This is a genomic window from Lentzea guizhouensis, assembly GCF_001701025.1.
Classification (GTDB): Bacteria; Actinomycetota; Actinomycetes; order Mycobacteriales; family Pseudonocardiaceae; genus Lentzea; species Lentzea guizhouensis.
The window spans coordinates 7,722,068-7,748,404 of sequence record NZ_CP016793.1; the positions used below are offsets into that span (position 1 = coordinate 7,722,068).

A 26,337-nucleotide genomic window follows, 5' to 3' on the forward strand; every position below is an offset into this window, starting at 1 on the left:
AGCAGCTCGGTGGCCGCCGGGCGCGGCCAGGCTGGCGTGGCGGCGGGTGCTCTGGCTGTGCGCCGCCGACCGCCACGACGAGGCGGCCGAGGTCGCCGAGGTGCTGCTGACCAGCACGGACCTGGTGGCGATCATGGCCACCGCACCCACGCCGGTCGCGGCGGTGCTGGTGGGCCTGGCCCGCCGCAGGGAGGACGAACGGCGGGTCGACGAGGTGGTGCGGGTCGCGCAGCAGCTCAGCGCTCAACCCGGTGTGCTCGGGTGGCCGCCGCTGCGCGCACGCGACGGGCTGCGACGGTGACCTCGCCGCCGTGGGCAGGGCCGCGGAGCTGTACCGGTTGTGCGAACGGCGTCCGGCCGCGGCGGCGGCGCTGTCCGATGCCGGGACGCTGGCGTGTGTGCGCGATGACCACGACCGGTCCCGGGAGCTGCTGCACCGGGCGCGGGAGACGTGGCAGGCGTGCGGTGCCGAGCTGGCCGCGGACCGCACCGCGACCTACCTCGCCGACGTCCCCGTCCAGCGGCGCGGGTTCGACGACCCGGTGCCGGAGCCGTCGCTGGAGCAGTGGGCGAGCCTCACCGAGACCGAGGTCAGGGTGGCCCGGCTGGTGGCGCGGGGACTCACCAACAAGGCCATCGCCACGCGCCTGACCCTCTCCCCCAACACCATCGGCACGCACGTCCGCAACGCGTTCACGAAGCTGCAGGTCACCAACCGGGTCGAGCTGGCGTTGCAGGTGATCGCGCACGACCGGGAACGCCCCTCGCGCCGCTGTCGCTGAGCACCGCTCCCGTCCGCGCCCGCCGGTCTCCGGCGGGCGCTTTTCATTTCCGCGTCACCGCCATCTGGCCTCACTCATTCGTGTGAGAGAACCGCCGCGCATTTCCCGGTCGTCCGGACCAGGTTCATGTATTTGCGCGAGCTTCACCCACCACCTCGTCGGGGAACAACTATTGCGACGGAGTTCGAGCCCACGACGAGTGAGAACGCTCGGACGGTCCCGTGGTAATTCCGACTCCCCTTCTGGGCTTATTCCGGATGGAGTGGCATGGAGATCAGCATCCAGAAGTACGGCGGCAGCTCGCTGGCCGACGACGCCCAGGTGGCCGCCGTCGCCCGGCGGGTGGCGCAGACCTACGCGGGCGGCAACGCCGTGGTCGTCGTGGTGTCCGCACGGGGCGCCACGACCGACGAGCTGGTCCGGTCGGCCACCGCGGTGAGCGGAGCACCGGACCCGAGGGAGACCGACAAGCTGCTCGCGACCGGTGAGCTGGCCTCGGCCGCGTTGCTCGCCATCGCGCTGCGCGAGCTGGACGTGCCCGCGGTGTCGCTGTCCGGGCCGGACGCCGGGCTGCGCGCGGTGGGCCCGCCGGGAGCCGGGGTGATCGCCTCGATCGACACCGGCACCGTGCGGCACTGGCTCGACCGCGGGCACGTGGTCGTCGTGGCGGGCTTCCAGGCCCTCGACGACGACGGTGCCGTGGTCACCCTCGGCCGCGGCGGGTCGGACACCTCGGCGGTCGCGCTGGCCGTGGCCCACGGGGCGCCGGTGTGCGAGATCTACACCGACGTGCGCGGGGTGGCCAGCGCCGATCCCAGGGTCGTGCCGGGTGCCGGGCTGCTGCAACGGCTACCCGCCGCGGTGATGGCCGAGATGGCGTTCTCCGGCGCACGGGTGCTGCACCCGCGTTCGGTCGAGCTGGCCGCGGCGCACGGCGTGGACATCGTCGTGCGCGACTCGTCCGGGCTCGGCGAGGGAAGCACGATCTTCGGAGGGAGAGCGGAGATGCTCGACTCGGACGTCCTCGAAGGACGCGCCGGCGTGGTGGCGGTGACGCACGACGAGAAGGTCACCCAGGTCGTGGTCGAGGCCGGCCGGGAGCTGGCCGACGGCGGTGCGCGGGTGCTGCAGGCGTTGGCGCGTCTGGAGATCGCGGTCGACTCGGTGCAGTGGTTGTCCCACCGGGACGCTCCACTGCGGATGCGGTTCTGCGTCACCGACGACGCCGCGGACGAGGCGGCGGCCGCCGTGCGCGCGGAACTGCCCGACGACGACTGCGTGATCACCCTGCGCCAGGACCTCGGCCGCGTCTGCGCGGTCGGTACCGGCCTGCTGAGCAGGCCCGGTCTCACCGCGCTGGGGCTCGACGCCCTGTCGGCGGTGGGCATCCCGGCCGAGTGCGTGTCGTGCAGCCAGGAACGCACGACGTTCCTGGTCCCCCGCGACCGCGTGCCCGACTCCGTGCGGACGCTGCACGAGCGCTTCGACCTGCACGACCCGGACACGGCCCGCCCTGACGACCTCTGCGAAAGGAGCTAGTTCCGGTGAACCAGCCGCAATCCTTCGGCGCGAAGCTGCGCCTGGACCGCATCGACCGCAACGGCGACGGCCGGTTGATGATCGTCCCGCTCGACCACTCCGTCGCCGACGGACCGGTGACGTCCGACGACTCCCTGGAGGACCTGGTCGGCGAGCTCGCCGCGGCCAAGGTCGACGCGGTGGTGCTGCACAAGGGCACCGCACGCCACCTCAACCCCAAGCTGTTCGTCGACACCTCGCTGATCGTGCACCTGAACGCGAGCACCTCCCACGCCCCCGACCCGGACGCCAAGTACCTCGTCACGAGCGTCGAGGCGGCGCTGCGGCTCGGTGCGGACGCGGTGAGCGTGCACGTGAACATGGGCTCGCAGCAGGAGGCCGAGCAGGTCGCCGACCTGGCGCGCACCGCGGAGGAGACCGAGCGGTGGGGCATGCCGTTGCTGGCGATGATGTACGCCCGCGGCCCGCAGATCGACAACTCCGCCGATCCCGAGCTGGTCAGGCACTCCGCGACGCTCGCGGCCGACCTCGGCGCGGACATCGTGAAGGTCAGCTACCCCGGCTCGGCGAGCGCGATGGCCGACGTCGTGCGCGCCTGCCCGATCCCGGTGGTGGTCGCCGGCGGCCCGCCGGTGGACGACAAGCGCGAGCTGCTGCAGCGCGTCGCCGCCTCGGTGCGCGCGGGCGCGGCCGGGGTGGCCATGGGCCGCAACATCTTCCAACATCCGACGCCCGGCCGGCTGGCCAGGGAGATCGGTGACGTCGTGCACGGTCGCATGGCGATCGCCGCCTGAGCCGCAGGAGGCAACTGATGACTGCTCAGATCAAGCAGATGCGACAGCTGCTGGCCGACCCGGCGATGACCGAGAGCTCGCCCGGTTCGGAGTTCGCGCAGGCCGCGGCACTCGGCAACGCCGGGGACGACGTGTCCGTCACCTACCGCGCGTACCTGCCGACGGCGTTCCCGCTGTTCGCCGAGCGCCCGCGGTTCACGGTGCGGCAGCTGATGAAGATGGCGACGATCCGCGACGGCGACGCGCCGTTCGTGCGGAGCCGCAACCGGAGTCCGACCGCGGTCAGCGCTCGGGGGTCACCTTCGCCACGACCCCGGAGGCCGGGTTCCAGCCGGTGCTCGACGCGGCGAAGCTGACCGACATCGGGGTGTCGCTGCCGGTGCCGCCGGGGTTGCTGGAGCACCCGCGGCTGCTGGCCGCGTTCATCGACTTCCGGCTGATCGTGCGGTTCGGCACCACCGAGAACCAGGTGCTGCTGCGCGGCAGCGACGACGGCGCCGTGCCCGGCCTGCTCGACCTGCCGGAGGCGCGCCGGCTGGAGGTCGACGGCCGGCCGGTGGACGTGCTCACGAAGGCGGCCGCGCTGGTCGAGGAGACCGGCGGGTCGTGCGACGGCATCGTGGCGCACAACGCCGTGTACTGGCAGGCCGTCGAGTCCGGGCTGCTGGGCCGCCTCGCCGAGGCGGGCGTGCGGATCGCGCGGACCAGGATGATCCCGGAGCACCAGGTGCTGCTCGGCGACTTCCGCGCGGCCACGACGTTCCTGGACCCCGGCATCTCGCACCTGAGGCTGCGCCGCGGTGCCGCCGACGACGGTGGCGACCTGCTGGAGGCCGAGAGCCGGATGGGCCTGGCCGTGCACCTGCCCCAGCACTTCGTCCTGCTGGAAGGGGCGAGCTGATGCGCGTCCTCTACATCACCGGGATGATGCGCTGCGGCAGCACGATGATCGGCAACGTCCTCAACGAGACCCCGCACGCGTTGCACGTGGGCGAGCTGCACTTCCTGTGGCGCAACGGGGTGCTGACCGAGGGCACGAACACCAGCTGCGGCTGCGGGGAACCGCTGACCGGCTGTCCACTGTGGTCGGAGGTGCTGGCGGCCGAGGTCGCGGCCGACCGCCACGTGGCGCAGGCCGTGGAGGCCGTGCAGACGACCAGGTTGCGCGCCAGGCACACGCCCGTGCGGCTGGCCGAGTCGCTGGGACCGCGGCGCACTCCGCCGGACGTGCGGTGGGTGACCGGGGTGACCGCCGAGCTCTACCGCGCGGCCGCTGCCGCCTCGGGTGCCGAGGTCGTCGTCGACAGCTCGAAGTTCCCCGCGGAGGCCGCGGCGCTGCTCGGCCGGGACGACCTGGACGTGCGGGTGTTGCACGTCGTGCGGGACGCACGGGCCACGACGCACTCGTACCGCAAGGACAAGAGCTACGTGACGCGGATGAGCGCGGCCCGCAGCACCGGGTACTGGAGCGCGGTCAACGCCGCCTCCGACCTGCTCGCGCTGGCCGGCCGCGACCGCTACCTGCGGGTGCGGCACGAGGACTTCTCCGCCCGCCCGGACGAGGTGATCGGCGAGGTGATGGCGTTCGCCGGCATGCCGGGCCAGGTGCCCGTCGCGGCCGACCGCACGGTCGAGCTGGGCGTGAACCACACGGTCACCGGCAACCCGGACCGCTTCCACCACGGCCGCGTTCTGATCAGGGACAACGCGAAGTGGCGCACCGAGCTGGAGTGGAAGCCGCGGGCGCTCACGACGGCCGCCTCGGCACCGCAGCTGCTGCGCTACGGCTACCCGGTGCGCGCGGAGAGGGAGGGCTGATGGACCTCGGACTCGACGGCAAGGTCGCGATGGTGGCCTGCGCCAGCAGCGGACTCGGCCTCGGCGTCGCCCGCGCCCTGGTGTCGGAGGGCGCGGACGTGTCGATCTGCGGCCGGGAACGGGACCGGCTCGCCGAGGCGCACGGCAAGCTGGAGGCGCTGGGCGGTGGCCGGGTGCACAGCCAGATCGCCGACGTCAGCATCGACGGCGCGGTGCAGCGCTGGGTGGACGGCACCGTGGCCGAGTTCGGCGGGATCGACGTCGTCGTGAGCCACACCGGCGGAGTGGTGCAGGGACCGGTCGCGGACTTCGGGCCGGAGGACTACCGCCGGGCCGTCGACACCGCGCTCATCCCGCACGTGGCGCTGGTGAAGGCCGCGACACCGCACCTGCGGCCGGGCGGCCGGGTGCTGATGATCACCTCGGAGGCGGTGCGCCAGCCGATGCCGCACAACGTGCTGTCCGGGGTGGCCCGCCAGGGGCTGCTGTCCTACGCGCGGAACCTGGTGCACGCCTTCGGTGACAGCGGCACGACCGTCAACGTCCTCGCACCCGGCTACCACGACACGACCGCCCTGCGCGGACCGTCCGGCGAGGACACCTCCGCCGCGGCCGCCGAGGTGCCGCTGGGCAGGGTCGGCGACCCGGACGACTTCGGCGCACTGGCCGCGTTCCTCGCCTCCCGGCAGGCCGCCTTCGTGACGGGCGCGCTGCTGCTGGTCGACGGCGGCAACACGCGCGCACCGGTGTGACCACGAACCTTCGACAGGAGTGAGATCGATGGACCTGGCCGAGACCTACCGCGCCCGGGGGTGGTGGCGCACCGACGAGACGCTCGTCGACGACCTGCGCCGCGCCGCGCGCGAGCACCCCGACCGGCGCGCGGTCGTCGTGTGGCACACCGACGGCCGTGACACCGAGACGCTGACCTACGCCGAGCTGGAACGCCGGGTCGACCGGATCGCGGCCGGCCTGGCCGGGCTGGGGGTCGAGCGCGGTGACGTGGTGACGTTGCAGCTGCCGAACTCGTGGCAGCTGCTGGCGACCACGCTGGCGTGCGCCCGGATCGGAGCGGTGGCCGGTCCGGTGCTGCCGATCATGCGCAAGCGCGAGCTCACGTTCATGACCGAGTTGACGAAGAGCCCTGTCTACATCGGACCCGTCGAGCACCGCGGCTTCTCGCACGCACAGCTGAGCGAGGAGGTCGCCCGCGAGGTGGCGTCGATCAGGGAACGTGTCCTGGTCGGCGTCGCCGGCTCGACCGCGGATCTGGGTGGCGCACGGGACTTCGACACGGCGCTGCTGGGCGAGCCCGGCACCGAGGGCGCCGTGTTCGGTGACATCGAGGGCCGTGAGGCGAAGCCGGACGACCTGGCCTACGTCATGTTCACCTCGGGCACCACCGGTGAGCCCAAGGGCGTCATGCACAGCCACAACACGTTGCACGCCACCAACCGCATGCAGATCGACGCGCTGCACCTGCGCGACGACGAGGTCACCGCGATGGGCTCCCCCACCACCCACAACGCCGGGTGGACGTGGAACTTCACGATGCCGCTGCTGCTGGGCGCGACCTGCGTGCACATCGACAACTGGGACGCGGACCTGATGCTGCGGGTCCTGGAGGAGGAGAAGGTCACGTTCTTCATGGGCGCGCCGCCGTTCCTGGTCGACCTGATCGACCGCCAGCGCGCGGAGGGACGCGACCTGTCGAGCCTGCACACGTTCGCCACCGGCAGCGCGCCGATCCCGCCGGTGCTGGTCGAGCAGGCGCGCGACGTGCTCGGGTGCCGGCTGTACGCGTTGTGGGGCATGACGGAGAACGGCGCGCCGACCATCACGCGGCCGGAGGACCCGGAGATGCGGGCCGCCGAGAGCGACGGTTCGCCGGTGCCCGGCATGGAGGTCCGCATCGTCGGCGAGGACGGCGCCGAGGTCGCGCCGGGTGAGACGGGACGGCTGCAGGTCCGGGGTGCGACGCAGTGCCTGGGGTACTTCCGGCGGCCGGAGGTGTACGAGGACAACCTCACCGCCGACGGCTGGTTCGACACCGGTGACCTGGCCCGGTCCGACGGCCACGGCGGCATCCGGATCGCCGGGCGGGAGAAGGACGTGATCTCGCGCGGTGGCGAGAAGGTGCCCGTGGTGGAGGTCGAGGCGGCGTTGCTGCGGCACCCGGACATCAAGGACGTGGCGGTGGTCGCCTACCCGGACGACCGGCTCGGCGAGCGGGCGTGCGCGGTGATCGTGCCGCAGGGCACGCCGCCGGAGCTGCCGGCGTTGCGCGAGCACCTGGACGGGCTCGGGATGGCCAAGCAGTACTGGCCCGAGCGCGTCGAGCACGTGGGCGAGCTGCCGACGACGCCCAGCGGCAAGGTCCAGAAGTTCAAGCTGCGCGAGCAGCTGGTCTGAGGGGGCGGGTTCGATGGACTTCTCGTTCACCGACGAACAGCAGGCGCTGGCGGACAAGGTGCGCGCGTTCGCCGACGACACGATCGCCGGGCACGCGGCGTCGGACGACCGCGAGCGCACGTTCTGGTCCGGTTTCTTCGCCGAGCTCGGCCGGGCGGGCCTGACCGGTCTGGCCATCGCCGAGGAACACGGCGGCCGCGGGCTCGGCGCGGTCGAGGTCGGCATCGCGGTGGAGCAGCTGGCGCGGGCCGAGGCCACGGCGTGCTACCCGGTGCTCAACGCGGCGCTGATCGGCGGGATCATCGGCCGCAGCGGGACCGCGGAGCAGCAGCAGCGGTGGCTGCCGGCGGTGGCGGCGGGCGACTCGGTGGTGGCGCTGGTGCTCACCGAACCCGAGCACGGCACGGACGCGGCCGCGATCGAGCTGCGCGCCGACCGCGACGGTGACGGCTGGGTGCTCACCGGCACCAAGACGTCGATCATGCTCGGGATGCACGCCACCCACGGCCTGGTGTTCGCGCGCACCGGCGACGACGGCGCCCGCGGGGTGACGGCGTTCTTCCTGCCGCTCAACCGCGACGGCATCACCAGGGAACGACTCGACGACCTCGGTGTCCGCGCCGGTGGCCGGGCCACGCTGCGGTTCGACGGCGTGCGGGCCGCCGACGACGAGATCGTCGGCGGGGTCGGCGAGGGCTTCAGCGGTGTGATGCGCGGCTTCGACCACTCCCGCGCGCTGATCGCTGTGCTGGCCGTGGCGAACGCACAGGCCGCATTGGACGACGCGCTGGCATACGCCCGTGAGCGGGAGTCGTTCGGTCAGGTCATCGGCAAGCACCAGGGCGTGGCGTTCCCGTTGGTCGAGCACGTCACACGGGTGCACGCGGCCCGGCTGCTCGCCTTCGAGGCGTTGTGGCGCGCGGACGCCGGGCTCGACCACCGCACCGAGGCGAACATGGCGAAGTGGTGGGCACCGCGGGTCGGTGTCGACGCCGCGCACCAGGCGCTGCTGACGCTCGGGCACCGGGGGTGGAGTGACGACCACCCGGTGAGCAGGCGGGTGCGGGACGCCATCGGGCAGGAGATCGCGGACGGCACCGAGAACGCCACCAAGTTGGTGGTGGCGCGGGAGCTGCTGGGCCGCGAGCACGCACCGTGAGCCGCGCCGCGGACCTCGCCGGGCCGAGCCGCGTACGGCATGAGACCGGACGCACCCATCGCAACGACGATCAAGACAGGAGGAACCACGTGACCACCACGTTGTGGCTGACCGGGCTGCCCAGCTCGGGCAAGTCGACACTGGGCCGGGAGCTGGTCGACCGGCTGCGGGAGCGGCGTCCCGTGCAGCACCTGGACGGTGACGCCGTCCGCGGGGACTTCTTCCCCGAGCTGGGGTTCAGCAAGCACGACCGCACCGAGAACATCCGCCGCATCGGCAAGCTGGCCGCGATGCTCGCCTCGCACGGCGTGCTGTCCGTGGTGTCGGTGATCGCGCCGTTCCGCGAGGTGCGCGACGAGGTGCGGGCCCGGCACGAGGAAGCGGGGCTCACGTTCGTCGAGGTCTACGTCGACGCGCCGGTGGACGTGTGTGCCGAGCGGGACGTGAAAGGCCTGTACGCCAAGGCCGAGACCGGGCAGGTCGAGGCGATGACCGGGGTGAGCGACGTCTACGAGGCGCCGGTGTCGCCCGAGGTCCTGGTGGACACCGCCTCGCTCAGCGTCGAGGAGAGCGTGCAGATGATCGAACGCGCGCTGGAGCGCTGCGAAGCCGAACGACGTGAACAGGACATCCGGGAGGTGGTGTTGCGATGAGCGCTCCTGCCAAGGAAAAGGCCGTGACCGGCATCGAGCAGCTGGAGGCGGAGGCGATCCACGTCCTGCGGGAGGTCGCCGGCGAGTTCGACCGGCCCGCGCTGTTGTTCTCCGGCGGCAAGGACTCCACGGTGCTGGTGCACCTCGCGGTGCGGGCGTTCGCGCCGGTGGCCCCGCCGTTCACGCTCGTGCACGTCGACACCGGCCACAACTTCCCCGAGGTGCTGCAGTTCCGCGACGACATCGTGGAGCGGTTCGGGTTGCGGCTGCACGTGGCCGAGGTGCAGGACTGGATCGACCGCGGTGCCGTGCAGGAGCGGCAGGACGGGATGCGCAACCCGCTGCAGACCGTGCCGTTGCTGGACACGATCACCGACGAGAAGTTCGACGCGGTGATCGGCGGCGGCCGGCGCGACGAGGAACGCTCTCGCGCCAAGGAGAGGATCTTCAGCGTCCGCGACAGCTTCGGCCGGTGGGACCCGCGCCGGCAGCGCGTCGAGCTGTGGAACCTCTACAACGGCATGCACTCCCCCGGCGAGCACGTGCGGGTGTTCCCGATCTCGAACTGGACCGAGCTGGACGTGTGGCGCTACGTCGAGGCGCGTGACATCGAGCTGCCGTCGCTGTACTTCGCGCACCAGCGTGAGGTGTACCTGCGGGACGGCATGTGGCTGACCGCGGGCCAGTGGGGTGGTCCGGGCGACGACGAGGAGACGGTCGAGAAGACCGTGCGCTACCGGACCGTCGGCGACGGTTCGTGCACCGGTGCCGTCGAGTCCGACGCCGCCACGGTCGCCGACATCATCGCCGAGATCAAGGCCAGCCGGCTCACCGAGCGCGGCGCCAGCAGGGCCGACGACCGCATGTCGGAGGCCGCCATGGAGGACCGCAAGCGGGAGGGGTACTTCTGATGACGTCCGACCTGTTGCGACTGGTGACCGCGGGCAGCGTGGACGACGGCAAGTCCACTTTGGTCGGCCGGCTGCTCTACGACACCAAGTCCGTGCTCAGCGACCAGATCGACGCGGTGCTGCGCAGCAGCGAGGAACGGGGGCTCGACAACCCGGACCTGTCGCTGCTGGTGGACGGCCTGCGCGCGGAGCGGGAGCAGGGCATCACGATCGACGTGGCCTACCGCTACTTCGCCACGGCCAAGCGCACGTTCGTCCTCGCCGACACACCGGGCCATGTGCACTACCTGCGCAACACGGTGACCGGTGCGTCGACCGCGGACCACGCGGTGTTGCTGACCGACGCGCGCAAGGGTGTGCTGGAGCAGACGCGCCGGCATCTGGCCGTGATGGCGATGCTCGGCGTTCCCGGTATCACGCTGGCGGTCAACAAGCTCGACCTCGTCGACTTCGACCAGGCGACCTACGAGTCGGTCAGGGACGAGTTCGTCTCCCACGCCGAGTCGCTCGGCTTCCGGTCCGACCAGATCACGACGGTGCCGATGTCGGCGCTGGCCGGTGACAACGTGGTGTCCCGCTCCGACCGCACGCCCTGGTACGACGGGCCGACGCTGCTGGAGCACCTGGAGACCGTGCGGCCCGACGAACGCGGCTGCGACGTCGGCCTGCGGGTGCCGGTGCAGTACGTGCTGCGCGACACCGACTACCGCGCCTATGCCGGGCAGGTCGCGGCGGGCTCGGTGCGGCCGGGTGACGAGGTCGTGGTGCTGCCGGCGGGTGCGCGGTCGACGGTGACCGAGGTCGGCACGCCGGACGGGCCGGTCGACGAGGCGACCGCCGGACAGCCGGTGGCGCTGACGCTGGCCGACGACCTGCCGGTGAGCCGGGGAGACCTGATCGCCGCCGCCGACCGGGTGCCGGAGCTGGCCGCCGAGGTCACCGCGACGGTGTGCTGGCTCGCGGAGGAACCGCTGCGGCCCGGTGCGCGGGTGCTGCTCAAGCACGGCACGCGCGTGACGAAGTGCCGGGTGCCGAGCCTGAACGCGCGGTTCGACGAGCAGCAGCTGGTGCTGGAGCGCGACCCCGAGTGCCTGGAGCTCAACGACATCGGCCAGGTCCGCCTGGAGGTCGCCGACGCGCTGCCGTTCGACACCTACACCGACTGCGTGGCCACCGGGGCGTTCCTGCTGATCAACCCCGACGGCGGCGACACGCTCGCGGCCGGCCAGGTCGGCGACACGCTGTCCGCGGTGACCGGTGATGGCTGAGCGGGTCCGGGTCGTCGTCATCGGCGCCGGCGCGAGCGGCACCCTGGCCGCGATCCACCTGCTGCGCTCCGGCGTGCCGCTCGAGCTGGTGCTGGTGGACCGCAGCGGCGAGTTCGGGCCGGGCAGGGCGTACCGGACCGGGGATCCCGCGCACCTGCTGAACACCGTCGCGGAGAAGATGAGCGCGCTGGACGACGATCCGGGGCACTTCGTGCGGTGGAGCGGGGCCGACGACGGGGCGTTCGGGCCGCGCCGGGAGTACGGGCGGTACCTGGCGGAGACGTTGCGGGGTGAGGAGGAACGCGCGGTGGTGCGGCACGTCGCGGACACCGCGACCGGCCTCACCACCGGCGACGACCACGTGGTCGTGGAGCTCGCGCGGACCGGTCCGCTGGAGGCCGACTTCGCCGTGCTGGCACCGGGCGTGGGTGGCGGCGACCCACTGGCCGAGCTGCTGCCGGACGGGTCACCCCGCTACGTCCGCGACCCGTGGGCGGGACCGCTGCGGATCGACGACGGGGCACCGGTGCTGGTCCTCGGGACCGGTCTGTCCATGATGGACCTCGCGGTCACCCTCGCCCCCGGTTCGCCCGTCCACGCCGTGTCCCGGCACGGCCTGCTGCCACAGCCCCACCGCAAGCGCACCACCCCGTCCGCGTTCCCCGACCCGCCGGAGCGGATCGACTCGCTCAGCGACCTGCTGAGGTTCGCGCGGAGGTGCCTGTCGGCCGACCCCGACCGGTGGCGCGACTTCGTGGACCACCTGCGGCCGCACACCCGGCGGTTGTGGCGGCAGCTGGACGTGTCCGAGCGGCGGCGGTTCCTCGAACGGGTGCACCACTACTGGAACGTGCACCGGCACCGGGCGGCGCCCGCCACTCACGAGCAGGTGCGCGCGCTGATCGACGAGGGTCGGCTTGAGCTGCACCGCGGCCGTGTCGTGGCCATCGAACCGGATGACGACGGGTTCGAGGTCGGCCTCAGCGGTGGCCGGACGCTGCGGGTGGGGTGGCTGGTCAACGCGACCGGCTTCGGCCAGGGCGGGCCGCTGGTGCGCGAGCTCATCACCGACGGCACCGCGCGGCCGGACCCGACCGGGCTCGGCGTGCGGACCGGCGAGGACGGCCGCCTGCTGGACCGGTGGGGCCGGGCGCGGCGGGTGTTCACGCTCGGTGCGCTGCGCCGGGGTGAGGAGTTCGAGAGCACCGCCGTGCCGGAGATCCGGACGCAGGCGGCCGAGATCGCGGCGCACGTGCGAGGAGAGGTGATGACATGAACGACCTGCTGATGTACCCGGCCTACATCGACGGCAAGGACGTCGAGCACCCCGAGGGCCGGTACGTGCACACCGTGTCGGCGCGGGCGGTGCTGGAGGACACGATGCCGGCGCTGGCGTTGAAGCGCGACCTCGACGCCGGGATCGTCGATCCGCGCACGGCAGGTCCGGCCGTGGTCGGTGGGTGTGCGCTGGCCGACGACCGGATGGCGAACGACGCGCTGGAGGCCGCCGCGCGGGCGGCACCGGAGTGGGCGCGGGTGCCGTTGCGCGACCGGCTGGAGATCGGGGTGCGGATCGGGGAACGGCTGCGCGAGAAGCGCGACGACATCGTGGAGCTGCTGGTCGCCGAGGGGCAGCCGCGCGACCTGGCCGGGCCGACGCTGGACGAGTACTGGCGGGCGGACTTCAGCGCCGAGACGCTGACCTGGTGCGCGACCCAGATGCAGACCACCAAGCACCGCGGCTGCGGCGGGCACGCGGTGGTCCGGCGGGTGCCGGACGGGGTGGTGTGCGTGAACCCGCCGCAGAACGCCTCGACGCCCAACGCCCTGTTCGGCGCGACGGCGTTGCTCGCGGGCAACGCCGTGGTGGTCCGGGCTCCCCGCGGCGTGCCGCTGGCCACCACCCACGCGCTGCGCGAGGTCGTCGTGCCGGTGCTGGAGGACGCCGGCGCGCCCACCGGGGTGCTGAACATCCTGTGCGGACCGCCGATGACCGACCTCTGGCTGAAGAGCCCGCACGTCAACGACATCGTCTACGTCGGCGGCAGCGCCAAGGGCCTGCAGTTCGAACGGGACGCCATCGCCGCCGGCAAGAAGCCGGTGCTGGAGCTCGCCGGCAACGACTGCGTGGTCGTCTGGGCGGATGCCGACCTGGACGCGGCCGCCGCGGCGATCACCGAGAACTTCCGGCAGTCCGGGCAGATCTGCAACATCCCCAACCACGTCATCGCGCACCCGGCGATCGCGGACGCGCTGCTGGACCGGCTGGTGACCGCGGCCGCCGCGACCAAGCCGGGTTACCCGGACGAGCCGGGGGTGGTGCTGACGCCGGTGCTGATGGCGCAGGCGTACTTCGCCGACATCGCCGACGCGGTGCGCCGGGGTGCGGAACTGCTGCACGGCGGGCGGCGTCTCGAAGTGGACGGATCACCGTCGGACACCGGTTTCTTCGTCGAGCCCGCGGTGCTGCGGATCGACGGGCTGGACCGGGCGCGGGACATGCCGGCCGTGCGGGAGGAGACGTTCTCGCCGCTGCTGCCGGTCGTGGTGCCCGAGGAGCACGACGGGTTGTTCGACGAGGTGCTGCGGTTCGTCAACGCCAACCGCTACGGGCTGCGCAACTCGTTCTGGGTGCAGGACGAGGAGCTGGTCGCGGCGGTCGCGGCCGGTGTGACCAACGGCGGGGTCGTGAACGTCAACGACTCGCACTCGGCGTTCCGGCCGTTCCTGCCGACGCACGGCGGCACCGGGCTGACCGGCGGAGTGTTCGGCGAGGCCAACTACCTGATGTTGCGCACCACGCACCTGCAGGGCGTGAACATCAACCGGGGAGGTGCACGGTGAAGAACGAGCACAGCGTCGTCCTGCGCACGCCGAGGCCCGCGGACGAGGTGTTCGAGCAGCTGCGGCAGCCCGCCCGGTTCGCCGACGCCGCCGCGGACATCGAGTCGGTGGCGCCGTCGGAGGAAGGCGACCGGTACGTGCTGCGGTTCCGCTCCGGGCTGGCGCGCTGGACGCAGCGGACCGAGGCCGACCCGGACGCGCGGGTGGTGCGGTTCTCCCAGGTCAGCGGTGACTTCGTGGACTTCGGCGGGTCGTGGGAGGTCGTGCCGGACGGCACCGGCAGCCGGGTGGTGCACCGGGTGGCGTTCCGCACCAGCGTGCCGCACCTGGCCGGGGCGATCGAGCCGATGATCGCGCGGGTGCTGCTGCGGGCCGCGGCGGACGTGGTGAGCGGGCTGGCCGGTCCCGCGGAGGTCGTCGAGGGCGCGCTGACCGACGAGGTCCCGTCCGGGAGCGCGGTCGCCGCTCTGGCCGCGCAGTCGGCGGGTTCCGCGTTGGCGCCGACGACGATCACGCGGCGCGAGCTCGGTCCGCGAGACGTCGCGATCGCGGTCCAGTACTGCGGTGTGTGCCATTCCGACGTCCACCAGGTGCAGGGCGACTGGGGCAACGGCCTGTTCCCGATGGTGCCGGGACACGAGATCGCCGGTGTCGTCACCGAGGTCGGCGCGGAGGTGACCCGGCACGCGGTGGGCGACCGCGTCGGTGTCGGCGTGATCGTGAACTCGTGCCGGTCGTGCGACAAGTGCGCGCAGGGGCTGGAGCAGTACTGCGCGGGTTCGGTGGAGACCTACTCCGATGTGGACGGCCACCGGGGCGGCGAGCGCACCCAGGGCGGGTACTCCACGCACATCGTGACCGACGAGCACTTCGTGCTGCGGATCCCGGACTCGGTGCCGCTGCAGGAAGCCGCGCCGTTGCTGTGCGCGGGCATCACGACGTACTCGCCGTTGAAGCACTGGGACGTCGGGCCCGGCAAGAAGGTCGCGGTGCTCGGGCTGGGCGGGCTCGGCCATCTGGCGGTGAAGCTCGCGCACGCGATGGGCGCCGAGGTGACCGTGCTGTCGCGCACCACGCGCAAGCAGGAGGACGCCCGGCGGCTCGGGGCCGACCACTTCCACGCGACCGAGGACCCGGCGACGTTCGACCGGCTGGCCGGCACGTTCGACCTGATCGTGTGCACGGTGTCCGGTCTGTCCGATGTGGACAAGCACCTGGGGTTGCTGGCCAACGGCGGCACGATGGTCAACCTGGGCATCACCGACGAGCCGCTCGCGGTCAGCGTGTTCTCGCTGCTGCGCGGCCGGGTGTCGCTCGCGGGCTCGCAGATCGGCGGCATGGCCGAGACGCAGGAGATGCTGGACTTCTGCGCGCTGCACGGGATCGGCGCGGACGTCGAGGTGATCGCCGCGGACGAGGTCAACGCGGCGTTCGAGCGGGTGCGGGCCGGTGACGTGCGGTACCGGTTCGTGATCGACACGTCGACGATCGGCGCCTAGGCCGTGTCCTGCGAGTCCGTTCGACCGAGGGTCACGGGCGAGGGCCGCGACTGCCGCGGACGTGACCCGCAGGACACGGCCTGACCCCTCGCCAGGTCCGCGGCGCCGACCAGGCCGGCCCGTGCGCCGAGCTCGGCGGGGGTGACGGCGACCTGGGCGCGGATCACGTGCGTGCCGAACTCCGCGAGCGCGTGCCGGACGTGCTTGACCAGTCGCGGGTCGCAGCCGAGGCCGCCGCCCAGGACCACCTCCGCTGGGTCGAGGCAGGCGCCGAGGATCGTCAGGCCGTGGGCGAGGTGGCCGCTGACGGTCGCGACGACCTCGGCGGCGCGGCGGTCACCGCACTCCGCCGCGGCCAGCACCTGTTCGCCGGACGTCGCGCGGGAGTCCAGTGCCGGCGTGCTTCGGCGACCAGTGCCGGGCCGCTCGCGTACTGCTCCCAGCACCCGGTCGCGCCGCACTCGCAGGGCGGCCGACGACGAGCGGCAGGTGGCCCCATTCGCCGCCGAGTCGCGGGGGGACGAGCCGCCGACCACCGTGCCGCCGCCGATGCCGGTGCCGACGGTCACCGCGGTGGTGTCACGGCCCCTGCCCGCGCCGAAGCGGTGTTCCGCCCACGCCGCCGCGTGCCCGTCGTTGCTCAGCCGCACCTCACAGCCGAGCGCGGTGCGCAGCCGGTCGGCCAGCGGGAGGTCGCGCCAGCCGAGGTTCACCGCGGACAGCACGGCACCCGCGGCCGTGTCGACCGGTCCGGGGACGCAGATGCCGAGGTGGGAGATCTCGTGCAGGTCCAGCGACGTCCTGGCGATGGCGACGAGCTGGTCGACCACGGCGTCACCGCGCCCGATCACGGCGTGGACCTCGACCGCTCTCGTCGTGCCGTCCGGCCGGACCAGGCCGAAGGCGATCTTGGTTCCGCCCACGTCGACACCCAGCGCGAGGTTCGAGGTCATCCGACGTCCTTCCTTGCCCCCAGGCGGACCCTTCGATAACTTCGCTTTGCTTTCGTTTTATCACCTTTGGCGATTTGAACGGAAGGAATCGGCAACCGTGAAGAGTCCGGTACGGCTGGGGCTGATCGGCTGCGGCCGGATCGCCCAGGTCGCCCACCTGCCCGCGCTGGAGAAGGCCGACGGCGTGGACCTGCTGGCGGTGTGCGACCCGGACGCCGCGGTGGCCGGCGCGGTGGCCCGCCGCTACCACATCAGCACCGTGCACACCGACGCCGCCAACCTGCTCGCGGACCCGTCGGTGGAGGCCGTGCTGGTCGCGGCACCGGACCGGTTCCACTTCGACCTCGCCGATGCGGCACTGGCAGCCGGCAAGCACGTGCTCGTGGAGAAACCACTGGCCGCGACCGTGAAGGAGTGCGAGCAGCTGGTCGCACGGGTGCGCGCGACCGGGCTCACGCTGCAGGTCGGCGCGATGAAACGACACGACCCCGGGCTTGAGTTCGCGCACCGGTTCGTGGGCTCGCGGCTCGGTGAGATCAGGGCGTTCCACGCCTGGTACCGCATCGGCAGCACCCGGCCGGGCGTCGAGGCGACGTTGTTCCCGAAGGTCTTCGCCGACGACGCGCGGCGGGACGCCGAGAGCGCGTTCAAGGCCGATCGGGAGCGGTACCTGTTGGCGACGCACGGCGCGCACGTGTTCGACACCGTGCGGTTCCTGCTCGGTGACGTGCGGGCGGTGACGGCGAAGCACCGCGGGTTCGGGCGCGACCACTCGTGGAGCGTGCTGCTGACGCTCGCGTCCGGAGCGGTCGGCACGGCGACGATCACGGTCGACGTGGCCGGCGACGGCGCCGAGGGGATCGAGGTGTTCGGCGCGTCCGGGCAGGTGGAGGTGCGCACGCACTTCCCGTTCTTCCGGCGGGCCTCGGACGTGCGGGCCTATTGCGACGGCGCGGTGACGGTCCCGGTCTTCGCCGACACGGACGCGTACGAGCGGCAGGCCGAGGCGTTCGCGCGAGCCGTGCGGGGAGATGTCGCGGTCAGTCCGGATGCGACGGACGGGCTGGAGGCGGTGCGGCTGATCACGGCGGTGGAGCGGTCGGTCGTGAGCGGGGCGGAGGTGGAGCTGTGAGCGGACTTGCCACCCGGCTGGGAATCTTCGCCCGCACCTTCGTCCGGGCGCGGCCTGCCGAGGTGTCCGCGGCCGTGCGTGCGGCCGGGTACGCGTGTGCGCACTGGAACTTCAGGGCGATCGGGCTGCCGACGCTCGCTTCCGGAGTGGACAGCGCGGTGTTCTCGGACCTGCGCAGGGCTTTTGCCGCCGACGGACTGCGGATTCCCAGTGTGTCGGCGACGTTCAACGCGCTGGAGCCCGGTGCTGACGACGTGCGCGACGCGGTGCGGTTGATCGGCTCGGCACCGCTGCTCGGGGCCGACGTCGTGACGCTGTGCACGGGAACACGGGACCGCACGGACATGTGGCGCGCCCATCCGGACAACTCCGGTGCGCTGGCGTGGCGAGACCTGCGGGCGACGCTGGAACCGTTGCTGGTGGCGGCGGACGCGGCCGGTGTCGTGCTCGGAGTCGAGCCCGAAGCGGGCAACGTCGTGAGCGACGCACATGCGGCCGCCCGGTTGCTGGCGGAGCTCGGCGATGACGCCCCGGTGGGCATCGTGTTCGACGCGGCGAACCTCCTCTCCCCCGGCGCACCGCAGGCGGACGTGCTCACCGAGGCGGCCGATCTGCTCGGGCCGCGCGTGGTGTCCGTGCACGCCAAGGACTTCGACACGCTCGACCGACAACTGCTGTGGCGCCTGCTGGACCGGATGCCCCCGGTGCCGGTGATCGTCCAGGACGTGTCCGAGCAGGACGCCGCGGCCGTGCGGACAGGCCTCCTCGCCAACCACGTCGTTGACTCCAAAACAACCTGCTAGCGTCGAGGCCATGTCCGCCGAGCAACCCGTGTTCGCAGAGGAACGGCAGCAGAAGATCCTCGCGATGGTCAACGCGCAGGGGCGGGTCAGGATCGCCGAGCTGGTCACGGTGCTGAAGGTGTCGGAACCGACGATCCGCAAGGACCTCAGCGCGCTCGAGGACCAGCGGCTGCTGCGCCGCACGCACGGCGGGGCCATCGCGACCCAGTCCCAGGTCGAGCGGACCATCGACGCGCGCAGCGACCTGCACGGCGCGGCCAAGGACCTGATCGCCAAGGCGTGCCTGGCCGAGATCGGGCCCGGCGACGCGATCTTCCTCGACAGCGGCACGACCGTGCAGCGCATCGCCGACCAGCTCGACCAGGTCCACGTGAACGTGCTGACCAACGCGCTGGGCGTGGCGTCGGCATTGGCGGACAAGCCGAAGGTGCGGCACACGTTGCTCGGCGGGTCGGTGCGGGCGCTGGGCGGCACGGTGGTCGGGCCGGTGGCGGTCGAGACGCTGGCGCGCTTCACCGTGAACACCGCGTTCATCAGCGCGAGCGGCTTCACCCAGGAGGGCGTGTCGGTCGCGGACGTGGCCGAGGCACAGGTCAAGCAGGCGGTGGTGGAACGGGCCCGGCGGGTCGTGCTCGCGGTGGACAGCAGCAAGTTCGGCGTGCAGGACTTCGTGACGGTGTGCCCGCTGGACCGGATCGACGTGGTGGTGACCGAGGAGGCGTCCGCCGACGTCAGGGCGATCTGCGCGGAGCACGGTGTGGAGCTGCGCGTCGTGTGAGGACGAGCCGCAGCCCCACACCGTGCTGCGGTCAGAGGCGGTGCACGGTCAGTGCGGGGTCGGCGGCGATCTCCCGTTCGGTGAAGGCCGCGGTGACCCACTTCTTGCTCGCGTAGAGGCGGGCCTGATCGGTGTGGTGCACCGACGACCGGTTCGCGGACTGGCCGTAGACGAGGACGGACCGCATCCGCGGGCCGTGCGCGGTGAGCTCGACCGCCATGACGAAGCTCGTCCCGTGCGGGATGGCACCGAACTCGTCCAGCGGCCGGGGTGTGCCCGGCACGGAGATCACGTTGAAGCAGCCCTCCGGGCCGCGGCAGCCGTGAACCGGGATGCCCTCGTAGCGCTGGACCGCGTCGAGCGGCACGTCCACCGGCAGGCCCGCGGCCGCGAAGGCCAGCACGGTGTCGGCGAACACCCGCCGCAGGCCGGGGTCGTCGGCGTTGAGGTCACGGGGCGTGCGCGCGGGGTCGGCCGGGTCGAACGGCACCTTCCACAGCACGATCCCCGGCCGGCGGACCCGCTCGGCGAACGCCCGCCACAGCACCGCTCCCCGGCTGCGCTCGCCGGTGTCACCGGTGCCGGACCAGGTGTCCAGGGTGGCGCAGGCCCGGCGGACGTCCACCGGCCGGCCGTCGGTCGCGGGCAGGGTCGGGTTGGCCCGGCACATCGCCACGACCGCGGCACGGCCCTGTTCGGCGGTGAGGTTGCGGTTGCCGAACATCGAGTCGCCCACAGTGGACAGTGTGAAGTTCCCGGCGGCGATCATGTCCAGACCGAGACGGGTGCGCGGAGACCGTTCCGTGCCGACGTCACCGACGATGCTCGGGTACCCGGTCAGCGGCGCGGCCGGGTTGGTGAGCCACGGGCTGTCGTTCATGTTGCTCACGTGGTCGGTGCGGACCAGGCTCGGCAGCCGCTTCGGCCCGAACCGGCCAGGCACCAGCGCGTCGGGGTCGGTGCCCCAGCCGCAGTCCGACCGGCTGCCGTCGAGGATCACCAGCCCGAGGTCCGGGCCGACACCGCACCGGGCGCGTTGCTCGTCGGTGACGTGCGGGACGACTTGGACGTCGCTGTAGTAGGAGGTGCCGGTGGAGTCGGCGGCGAGCGTGTTGACCCACGGCAGGCCTTGGTGCCGGACGAGCGCGGCGTGCAGGTCCTTGATCGTGCGGGCGCGGGCGATCGCGAGCCACTGGTCGATGACGCGCAGGTTGTCGGCGTTGGCGTCGCGCAGCACGTACGCGGTGGTGGTCGTCCACTGCAAGGGGCCGGGGTCCTCGACGAGCGGACCGTCCGGGGTGCGGTGGAGCGTCCTGGTGACCGGGGTCGTGGTGCCGTCGGGCTGGCGGACCTGCACGGTGACCTGGTCGGCGGTCATCCGGTGGGGCCGGCCGTCGACGAGGTAGCTGGTGGGGTCACCGGGAACGAGGGTCAGGCGGCTCGCGGTGACCGTGTGGGCCTCGGAGGCGGTGTGGGTCCAGCCGAGGCGGTCGTTGTGACCGATGTTGACCACCGGCAGGCCTGCCAGGCCGGCGCCGCTCACGTTGAGCCGGCCGGGGATGGTGAGGTGGTGCTGGTAGAAGCGCCAGTCGTCGGCCCAGTCGAAGTGGGGGTTGCCGAGGACCATGCCGGTGCCGTTCGCGGTGGAGTGGCGGCCGAGCGCGAAGCCGTTGCTCGCCGGGCGGTCGTCGGCCGCGCCTGGTGGTGAGGCGCGGCACGGCAGCGGCGTGGCGGCACGGAAGCGGGCGGTCGCCGCAGCGCTGGCCGGACCTCGCTGCCGGTTGCGCCGCCACCACCGCCTCCAGCATCGACTCGCTCCGGTCAGCCCGGCGACCTGGTACGCCGCCGCCAACGTCGACCTCGGTGATCGCCACCATCCCGCCCCGGCACGCCGCGTCCGGCAGGCCGGTCACGCCGACCTCGGCCAGGTACCGGTTGAACCCCGCCGCGTACCCGCGCACCAGCTCCCGCGCCTGCCGCGACGGCCCGTCCGGCGCGCCCAGCAGGCGTTCGACGACACCGGACTGGTTGACCCACCGGTGGTACAGGTCGCTGTCCAGCGACCCCGGGCCGAACCACCGCGACCGCTCCCCCGCCAGCGTCAGCGCGATGTCGGCCATCACGCACGCGTTGTCCTGCGCGAACGCGTACCCCAGCCCCTCCCCCGCTCCCCGGTGGTCTGCCGCGCGGACGTGCGGGATGCCGTACGAGGTCCGCCGGACCACCGTCCCGCCGTCGGCGGCAGCGGGTGGGCAGACCGCCGCAACCCCCGCCACGACCAACGACAAAGCCAACAACCGCATCAGGTTCCCCCTCTGTTCGTGTGCAGGGCCTACTCGTTGTGCAGGGCCTACTCGTTGTGCAGGACCGTGGCGATCGACTGCCGCGCCGCTCCCCTGGCTGGCACGACCGCGCCGAGCACGGCGATGACCACGCCCGAGAGCGCGAGCAGGGCCAGCGCGGGCGGGTGGTAGACGTTCATCAGGATGTCGACGGCGTCGGCCTGGCCGGCGCGGGCCATCGCGGGGACGACGAGCTGGTGCACGGCGATGCCGACGGGCACGCCGAGCAGTCCCCCGAGCACGCCCAGCGCGCCCATCGAGGTCACCAGCAGCACGGTCACCTGGCGCGGGGTCATGCCGATCGACTTGAGCATGCCGAGGTCGCGGCGGCGTTCCCGGGCGTTGAGCACGACCGTGTTGAACACGCCCAGCGCCGCGACCGCGCCCAGCACCAGCGTCAGCACCACCGCCGCGCTGACGAGGATCACCGCGGTCGACGACGTGCCGTCCCGCGGTGGCAGCACGCGCAGGCCGGGGTCACCGGACCCGATGGCGGCGGTGTAGGCCGCGCGGTCGGTTCCCGGCGCCATCCGCACCTGGTAGGAGTCGGCTCGGGCACCCGGTGCCAGGGAGTCCGCAGTGGACCAGGAAGCGAAGACCTGGTCGGCGTTGTTGGTCAGCACCACACCGACGATCCGGAGCTGCGTCCGGGTGCCGCGGGCGGCCACGCTCACGGTGTCACCGAGAGCGAGCCCCCGCTGGTTCAGGAACCGCGACGGCACCGCCACCTGACCGGGCCCGTCCGGCCAGCGCCCGCTCAGCACCCGCGGGCCGAGCGCCGTCACGTCACCGCGGTAGAACACGACGGTCGCCTTCTGCGTGCCACCGGCGACCTCGGTCTCCAGCCGCGCCACCGCCATCACCGCGGACGTGCCGGGCAACGACCGCAGCATCGCCTCGTCCCCGGCGTCGCTCAACCGCGGCGACGGCGGCTCCTCCCCCGGAATCCCCATCGCGGGCGCGCCGAACGGCGGCCCGGCCATCACCTCCACCCGGTCGGGGTGGCTCCAGCCGGGCCGGACCGCGTCGTTGTACGCCGTCACCGACATCGTCAGGCCGGTCGCGAGGGTCACCGTCATGACTCCGAGCACGACCGAGGCGAGCGTCAGCGCACTCCGGCCGACCCGCGCGAACGGCATCCCGAGCCCCAGGCTCATCGACCGCGGCAACCCCGTCCCGCTCAACCAGCGCTGGACCCGCAGCGCCCGGCCGGTGCGCGGGGTGGTGCCCGCGCTGATCGCCCGCGCCGCCGGAAGCGAGCGTGCCCGAGCGCCGGGCCAGGGCCGCGAGCGCCACCAGCGCCGGCATCCCCAGCGCCGCCACGACGTTCACCCACGGCGCGAAGCTCAGCTCGTCGACCCCGAACCCGTCGACCGCGTCCTGCACGACCGGCTTCGCGAAGAAGTTGCCCGCGACCGTGCCCACCGCGCAGCCCGCCACCGCCGGGATCGACACCAGCACGAGGTACACCGCCATCACCTGGTTCGGCGTGAACCCGATCGCCTTGAGCATCCCGATGTGCCGCAGCCCCGCCACCACCGCGCCGCTCACCACGTTCGCGACGATCAGCACCGCCACCGCCACCCCGAGCACGCCGAAGATCAGCAGGAACGGGACGAACACCCCGAGTTCCGAGGTCGCCTTGTCCTTCACCGTCAGGTGCGAGAGCGTGCCGAGCACCGCGTCCGCCGGCAGCCCCGCCGTCATCGCCGCCAGCCCCGCGTCGACCTCGGCCTTCGTGCCCGCCGCCCCGAACCGGTACAGCACCTGCACCGCGTCCGGCCGCAGCTGCGCCACCTGCGCCGGAGTGACCCACGCGTCGGCCGACCCCGTCACCGAGTGGGCGAACCCCACCACCGTCAGCACCGGCCCGGCCGGCACGGCCAACCGGAACCCCGGTTCCAGCGGCCCGGTGCTCCCCCGCACCCGGTTCAGCACGACCTCCCCCGGCCCGGTCACCCACCGGCCCCGCCACACCCACCGGTCCACCGGCCCACCCGGATCAGCCCGCCCCACCACCGTCAGCGTGCCCAGGAAGAACTCACTCGCCGACGTGTCCACCGATGCCTGCCGGAACGGCCCGGCCGCACCCTCACGCACCAGCGACGCCTCCGGCACCTTCGCCGGGTCGTACGCCACCGCCAGGTGCGCGCCCCGCTGACTCGCGAACGCCCGCTCGAACGGCGCCGCCGACGCCTCCAGCAACCCCAGCGCCATCACCAGCGTCGCACTCGCCGCACAAACGACGACCCCGATCACGACCGTCTGCAGCTTCCGCCTGCGCACCGCCGCCCACGCCGCCTGCCACACCGCGCTCACAGCGCCAGCTCCTCACGCGCGATCCGGCCGTCGACGACCTCGACCACCCGGCTCGCGCACCGCGCCGCCAACCGCTCGTCGTGCGTGACCAGCAACAACGTCTGCCCGATCTGGTTCAGGTCCAGCAGCAGGTCCATCACCTGCTCACCCGAACGGGTGTCCAGCGCGCCCGTCGGCTCGTCCGCCAGCAGCAACGCCGGCCGGTTCATCAACGCCCTCGCCACCGCCACTCGCTGCCGCTCCCCACCGCTCAGCCGCGCCGGGTACACGTTCCTGCGGTGCGCGATGCCCAGCTCGCCGAACAGCTCCAGCGCGCGCCTGCGAGCCTGCCCCGCCGACGTGCCGGTCAGCTGGGCGGCCAGCGCCACGTTGTCCAGCGCGGACAGGTCGTCGAGCAGGTTGAAGAACTGGAAGATCATCCCGATCCCCCGCCGCCGGAACAGCGCCAGCCCGGTCTCGTCGAGCGCGCCGAGGTCGGTGCCGTGCACCACCACCGACCCGGACGTCGGCCGGTCCAGGCCCGCGATGACGTTCAGCAGCGTCGACTTCCCACTGCCCGACGGCCCCATCACCGCGACCGCCTCACCGGCGCGGACCGTCAGCGACACCCCGTCCAGCGCGACCGAGTCGCTGTACTCCTTGCGCACGTCCGTCAACCGCACGACGGCGTCCTCGTTCTGCATGGCCGCCATCCTGCTGATCCACCGCCCCGGTCACGTCAGCCCGCGGAGGTAACCTGCCCGCCGGGGTCATCCCGCGGATGTAGCCACTGCATCCCCGGTGTGACGCGGGCGGGAGCCGCGCTCTGGGAAGCTGTGCACGTGTGGGAGCTGGGGGTGGCCGTCGTCGCCTGCCTGGCCGCCGCGTTCTTCGCGGTGCGGCTGGCGGCGGCCCGGCGCGCGTACGCCCGCGCGGTCGAGGAACGCGGCTGGCTGCTCGAGCGCGAACGGGAGACCGCCGCCCGCACCGCCGTCGACGCCGAACGCGCCAGGATCGCCAGGGAGCTGCACGACGTCGTGAGCCACAACGTGAGCGTGATGGTGGTGCAGGCCGGAGCCGCCCGCCGGGTCCTCGACACGAGCGCGACCGACGCGACGGACGCCCTGCTCGCCGTCGAGAGCGCCGGCCGCGACACGATGACCGAGCTGCGGCACATGCTCGGCCTGCTCGCGCCGTCCGCCGACGGCCACGAGGACCCGCTGGCACCGCAACCGGGGCTCGACCGGCTCGGGTCGCTGGTCGACCGGATGTGCTTCGCCGGGCTGCCGGTCGAGGTGCGGATCTCCGGCGAGCCGCGGCCGCTGCCCTCCGGCGTCGACCTCACCGCGTACCGGATCGTCCAGGAGGCGCTCACCAACGCGCTCAAGCACGGCGACGGGCGGCAGGCCGAGGTCGTGGTCCGCTACGCCGAGCACCACCTGCGGGTCGAGGTGCTCAACACCGGTCCCAGCGTGCTGTCCGGCTCCGGGATGTCCACAACGTCCACAGCCTCCACAGCGGACGGTCCGGGCCGAGGGTTGCTCGGGCTGCGCGAGCGCGTGGCCGTGCTCGGTGGTGACCTCGACGCCCGCCGCCGGCTCGGCGGCGGGTTCCGGGTCCGCGCGAAGCTTCCGCTGGACCGCCCGTGACCGGGCCGGCTCCGGCGGGGCCGCGCGTGGTGATCGCGGACGACCAGGCGTTCGTGCGGATCGGGTTCCGGATGATCCTGAAGTCCGGCGGCATCGAGGTCGTCGGTGAGGCCGCCGACGGCGCCGAGGCGGTCACGGCGGTGCGCGAGCTCAACCCTGACGTGGTGCTGATGGACATCCGCATGCCGACCGTGGACGGCCTGGAGGCCACCCGCCGGATCGTCCGCGAGACCACCGGCTGCCGGGTGCTGATGCTGACGACGTTCGACCTCGACCAGTACGTCTACGCCGCCCTCGCCGCCGGTGCCAGCGGGTTCCTGCTCAAGGACGTCACGCCGGAGCACCTCGTCGCGGCCGTCCGGCTGGTCGAGACCGGCGACGCCCTGCTGGCGCCGTCGATCACCCGCAGGCTGGTCGAACGGTTCGCGTCCGGTGCCCCGGCGGTGCGCGGACCGGCCATGCACCGCGACCTCGCCGTGCTGACCCCGCGGGAACGCGAGGTGCTGACACTGGTCGCGCACGGCCGGTCGAACTCCGAGATCGCCGCCGACCTCACGCTGAGCGAGGCGACGGTGAAGACGCACGTGGCGCGGATCTTCGCGAAGCTGGAGCTGCGCGACCGTGCCCAGGCGGTTGTGCTCGCGTACGAGACCGGACTGGTTGCACCGGGCTCGTAGGTTTGATTTCAAGCAACACTGAAGTC

At 72.8% G+C, this 26,337-nt stretch carries 24 protein-coding genes and 3 pseudogenes; 21 read left to right on the forward strand and 6 right to left on the reverse strand.

The features are described from left to right. Nucleotides 1–46: 46 nt before the first annotated feature. The 16 genes and pseudogenes from BBK82_RS37140 (at nt 47) to BBK82_RS37210 (ending at nt 15,679) form a co-directional block, all read left to right on the forward strand. Complete coding sequence (locus BBK82_RS37140) at nt 47–301, forward strand: hypothetical protein (RefSeq protein WP_065919123.1); 255 nt, start codon at nt 47–49, stop codon at nt 299–301. A gap of 10 nt (nt 302–311) precedes the next feature. After that, on the forward strand, nt 312–782 hold the full coding sequence (locus BBK82_RS37145) for a helix-turn-helix transcriptional regulator (protein ID WP_170068026.1): 471 nt from the start codon (nt 312–314) through the stop codon (nt 780–782). A gap of 267 nt (nt 783–1,049) precedes the next feature. Beyond that, nucleotides 1,050–2,321 carry an aspartate kinase gene (locus BBK82_RS37150; protein ID WP_083268406.1) on the forward strand — a complete coding sequence of 424 codons (1,272 nt, stop codon included), beginning with the start codon at nt 1,050–1,052 and terminating at the stop codon, nt 2,319–2,321. A 5-nt stretch (nt 2,322–2,326) separates the two neighbouring features. After that, on the forward strand, nt 2,327–3,115 hold the full coding sequence (locus BBK82_RS37155; protein ID WP_065919125.1) for a 2-amino-3,7-dideoxy-D-threo-hept-6-ulosonate synthase: 789 nt from the start codon (nt 2,327–2,329) through the stop codon (nt 3,113–3,115). Beyond that, complete coding sequence (locus tag BBK82_RS56070) at nt 3,078–4,016, forward strand: family 3 encapsulin nanocompartment shell protein (RefSeq protein WP_265736926.1); 939 nt, start codon at nt 3,078–3,080, stop codon at nt 4,014–4,016. The genes BBK82_RS37155 and BBK82_RS56070 overlap by 38 nt, the downstream gene beginning before the upstream one ends. After that, a complete protein-coding gene (locus BBK82_RS37165) occupies nt 4,016–4,933 on the forward strand; it encodes a sulfotransferase (protein WP_065919126.1) in 918 nt (305 codons plus the stop codon). Before BBK82_RS56070 ends, BBK82_RS37165 begins: the two co-directional genes overlap by 1 nt. Beyond that, nucleotides 4,933–5,685: an SDR family oxidoreductase gene (locus BBK82_RS37170; RefSeq protein WP_065919127.1), complete on the forward strand. Its 753-nt coding sequence runs from the start codon at nt 4,933–4,935 to the stop codon at nt 5,683–5,685. The genes BBK82_RS37165 and BBK82_RS37170 overlap by 1 nt, the downstream gene beginning before the upstream one ends. A gap of 28 nt (nt 5,686–5,713) precedes the next feature. Then, complete coding sequence (locus tag BBK82_RS37175) at nt 5,714–7,345, forward strand: AMP-binding protein (protein ID WP_083268407.1); 1,632 nt, start codon at nt 5,714–5,716, stop codon at nt 7,343–7,345. A gap of 13 nt (nt 7,346–7,358) precedes the next feature. Further along, on the forward strand, nt 7,359–8,504 hold the full coding sequence (locus tag BBK82_RS37180) for an acyl-CoA dehydrogenase family protein (RefSeq protein WP_065919129.1): 1,146 nt from the start codon (nt 7,359–7,361) through the stop codon (nt 8,502–8,504). Nucleotides 8,505–8,593: 89 nt separating this feature from the next. Next, on the forward strand, nt 8,594–9,157 hold the full coding sequence (cysC, locus tag BBK82_RS37185) for an adenylyl-sulfate kinase (RefSeq protein ID WP_065919130.1): 564 nt from the start codon (nt 8,594–8,596) through the stop codon (nt 9,155–9,157). Beyond that, nucleotides 9,154–10,068 carry a sulfate adenylyltransferase subunit CysD gene (cysD, locus tag BBK82_RS37190; protein ID WP_065919131.1) on the forward strand — a complete coding sequence of 305 codons (915 nt, stop codon included), beginning with the start codon at nt 9,154–9,156 and terminating at the stop codon, nt 10,066–10,068. The genes cysC and cysD overlap by 4 nt, the downstream gene beginning before the upstream one ends. Next, nucleotides 10,068–11,336: a sulfate adenylyltransferase subunit 1 gene (locus BBK82_RS37195; RefSeq protein WP_065919132.1), complete on the forward strand. Its 1,269-nt coding sequence runs from the start codon at nt 10,068–10,070 to the stop codon at nt 11,334–11,336. The genes cysD and BBK82_RS37195 overlap by 1 nt, the downstream gene beginning before the upstream one ends. After that, complete coding sequence (locus BBK82_RS37200) at nt 11,329–12,612, forward strand: FAD/NAD(P)-binding protein (RefSeq protein ID WP_065919133.1); 1,284 nt, start codon at nt 11,329–11,331, stop codon at nt 12,610–12,612. Before BBK82_RS37195 ends, BBK82_RS37200 begins: the two co-directional genes overlap by 8 nt. Then, nucleotides 12,609–14,180: an aldehyde dehydrogenase family protein gene (locus tag BBK82_RS37205; RefSeq protein WP_170068027.1), complete on the forward strand. Its 1,572-nt coding sequence runs from the start codon at nt 12,609–12,611 to the stop codon at nt 14,178–14,180. The genes BBK82_RS37200 and BBK82_RS37205 overlap by 4 nt, the downstream gene beginning before the upstream one ends. Nucleotides 14,181–14,227: 47 nt before the next feature. Further along, nucleotides 14,228–14,518, forward strand: a pseudogene (locus BBK82_RS55035) (SRPBCC family protein); the annotation flags it as partial. A 90-nt stretch (nt 14,519–14,608) separates the two neighbouring features. After that, nucleotides 14,609–15,679, forward strand: a complete 1,071-nt coding sequence (locus BBK82_RS37210) for an NAD(P)-dependent alcohol dehydrogenase (RefSeq protein WP_065921659.1) — start codon at nt 14,609–14,611, stop codon at nt 15,677–15,679. Here the strand turns inward: BBK82_RS37210 and BBK82_RS57250 are convergent. Further along, nucleotides 15,676–16,632, reverse strand: coding sequence for an ROK family protein (locus tag BBK82_RS57250; protein WP_065919134.1), 957 nt, complete (start codon nt 16,630–16,632; stop codon nt 15,676–15,678). The two genes, BBK82_RS37210 and BBK82_RS57250, sit on opposite strands and share 4 nt — an antisense overlap. A 97-nt stretch (nt 16,633–16,729) precedes the next feature. Between BBK82_RS57250 and BBK82_RS49320 the strand changes: the two genes are divergently transcribed. The 3 genes from BBK82_RS49320 to BBK82_RS37230 are packed head-to-tail and all read left to right on the forward strand — an operon-like array spanning nt 16,730 to nt 19,345. After that, entirely contained in the window at nt 16,730–17,764 is a 1,035-nt protein-coding gene (locus tag BBK82_RS49320; protein WP_065919135.1) for a Gfo/Idh/MocA family protein, read from the forward strand. After that, nucleotides 17,761–18,567 (forward strand): sugar phosphate isomerase/epimerase family protein, encoded by an 807-nt coding sequence (locus BBK82_RS37225; protein WP_065919136.1) that lies wholly within the window; start codon nt 17,761–17,763, stop codon nt 18,565–18,567. Before BBK82_RS49320 ends, BBK82_RS37225 begins: the two co-directional genes overlap by 4 nt. A gap of 10 nt (nt 18,568–18,577) precedes the next feature. After that, nucleotides 18,578–19,345: a DeoR/GlpR family DNA-binding transcription regulator gene (locus BBK82_RS37230; protein ID WP_083268414.1), complete on the forward strand. Its 768-nt coding sequence runs from the start codon at nt 18,578–18,580 to the stop codon at nt 19,343–19,345. A 31-nt stretch (nt 19,346–19,376) separates the two neighbouring features. Here BBK82_RS37230 and BBK82_RS37235 read toward each other — a convergent pair whose 3' ends face one another. From BBK82_RS37235 to BBK82_RS37245, 5 genes and pseudogenes are all read right to left on the reverse strand, one after another. Then, complete coding sequence (locus BBK82_RS37235; RefSeq protein WP_083268415.1) at nt 19,377–21,197, reverse strand: penicillin acylase family protein; 1,821 nt, start codon at nt 21,195–21,197, stop codon at nt 19,377–19,379. 106 nt (nt 21,198–21,303) lie between these two features. Then, nucleotides 21,304–21,648 (reverse strand): annotated as a pseudogene (locus tag BBK82_RS56965) (penicillin acylase family protein); the annotation flags it as partial. A gap of 47 nt (nt 21,649–21,695) precedes the next feature. Beyond that, complete coding sequence (locus tag BBK82_RS53220; protein ID WP_335618006.1) at nt 21,696–22,844, reverse strand: ABC transporter permease; 1,149 nt, start codon at nt 22,842–22,844, stop codon at nt 21,696–21,698. A gap of 184 nt (nt 22,845–23,028) precedes the next feature. Continuing rightward, nucleotides 23,029–23,904: pseudogene (locus tag BBK82_RS56470) on the reverse strand (FtsX-like permease family protein); the annotation flags it as partial. A gap of 98 nt (nt 23,905–24,002) precedes the next feature. Further along, complete coding sequence (locus tag BBK82_RS37245; RefSeq protein WP_065921661.1) at nt 24,003–24,689, reverse strand: ABC transporter ATP-binding protein; 687 nt, start codon at nt 24,687–24,689, stop codon at nt 24,003–24,005. A gap of 99 nt (nt 24,690–24,788) precedes the next feature. Between BBK82_RS37245 and BBK82_RS37250 the strand changes: the two genes are divergently transcribed. Continuing rightward, nucleotides 24,789–25,634, forward strand: a complete 846-nt coding sequence (locus BBK82_RS37250) for a sensor histidine kinase (RefSeq protein ID WP_237047776.1) — start codon at nt 24,789–24,791, stop codon at nt 25,632–25,634. A 71-nt stretch (nt 25,635–25,705) separates the two neighbouring features. Next, nucleotides 25,706–26,311, forward strand: a complete 606-nt coding sequence (locus BBK82_RS37255) for a response regulator (RefSeq protein ID WP_065921663.1) — start codon at nt 25,706–25,708, stop codon at nt 26,309–26,311. Nucleotides 26,312–26,337 lie beyond the last annotated feature (26 nt).

Excerpts from the sequence above, each read along its gene's own strand:
- BBK82_RS37150 (WP_083268406.1), top strand. The coding sequence starts at position 1,050 with ATGGAGATCAGCATCCAGAAGTACGGCGGCAGCTCGCTGGCCGACGAC.
- BBK82_RS37165 (WP_065919126.1), top strand. The coding sequence starts at position 4,016 with ATGCGCGTCCTCTACATCACCGGGATGATGCGCTGCGGCAGCACGATG.
- BBK82_RS37170 (WP_065919127.1), top strand. The coding sequence starts at position 4,933 with ATGGACCTCGGACTCGACGGCAAGGTCGCGATGGTGGCCTGCGCCAGC.
- BBK82_RS37175 (WP_083268407.1), top strand. The coding sequence starts at position 5,714 with ATGGACCTGGCCGAGACCTACCGCGCCCGGGGGTGGTGGCGCACCGAC.
- BBK82_RS37180 (WP_065919129.1), top strand. The coding sequence starts at position 7,359 with ATGGACTTCTCGTTCACCGACGAACAGCAGGCGCTGGCGGACAAGGTG.
- cysD (WP_065919131.1), top strand. The coding sequence starts at position 9,154 with ATGAGCGCTCCTGCCAAGGAAAAGGCCGTGACCGGCATCGAGCAGCTG.
- BBK82_RS37195 (WP_065919132.1), top strand. The coding sequence starts at position 10,068 with ATGACGTCCGACCTGTTGCGACTGGTGACCGCGGGCAGCGTGGACGAC.
- BBK82_RS37200 (WP_065919133.1), top strand. The coding sequence starts at position 11,329 with ATGGCTGAGCGGGTCCGGGTCGTCGTCATCGGCGCCGGCGCGAGCGGC.
- BBK82_RS37205 (WP_170068027.1), top strand. The coding sequence starts at position 12,609 with ATGAACGACCTGCTGATGTACCCGGCCTACATCGACGGCAAGGACGTC.
- BBK82_RS57250 (WP_065919134.1), bottom strand. The coding sequence starts at position 16,632 with ATGACCTCGAACCTCGCGCTGGGTGTCGACGTGGGCGGAACCAAGATC.
- BBK82_RS37230 (WP_083268414.1), top strand. The coding sequence starts at position 18,578 with ATGTCCGCCGAGCAACCCGTGTTCGCAGAGGAACGGCAGCAGAAGATC.
- BBK82_RS53220 (WP_335618006.1), bottom strand. The coding sequence starts at position 22,844 with ATGAGCCTGGGGCTCGGGATGCCGTTCGCGCGGGTCGGCCGGAGTGCG.
- BBK82_RS37245 (WP_065921661.1), bottom strand. The coding sequence starts at position 24,689 with ATGCAGAACGAGGACGCCGTCGTGCGGTTGACGGACGTGCGCAAGGAG.
- BBK82_RS37255 (WP_065921663.1), top strand. The coding sequence starts at position 25,706 with ATGATCCTGAAGTCCGGCGGCATCGAGGTCGTCGGTGAGGCCGCCGAC.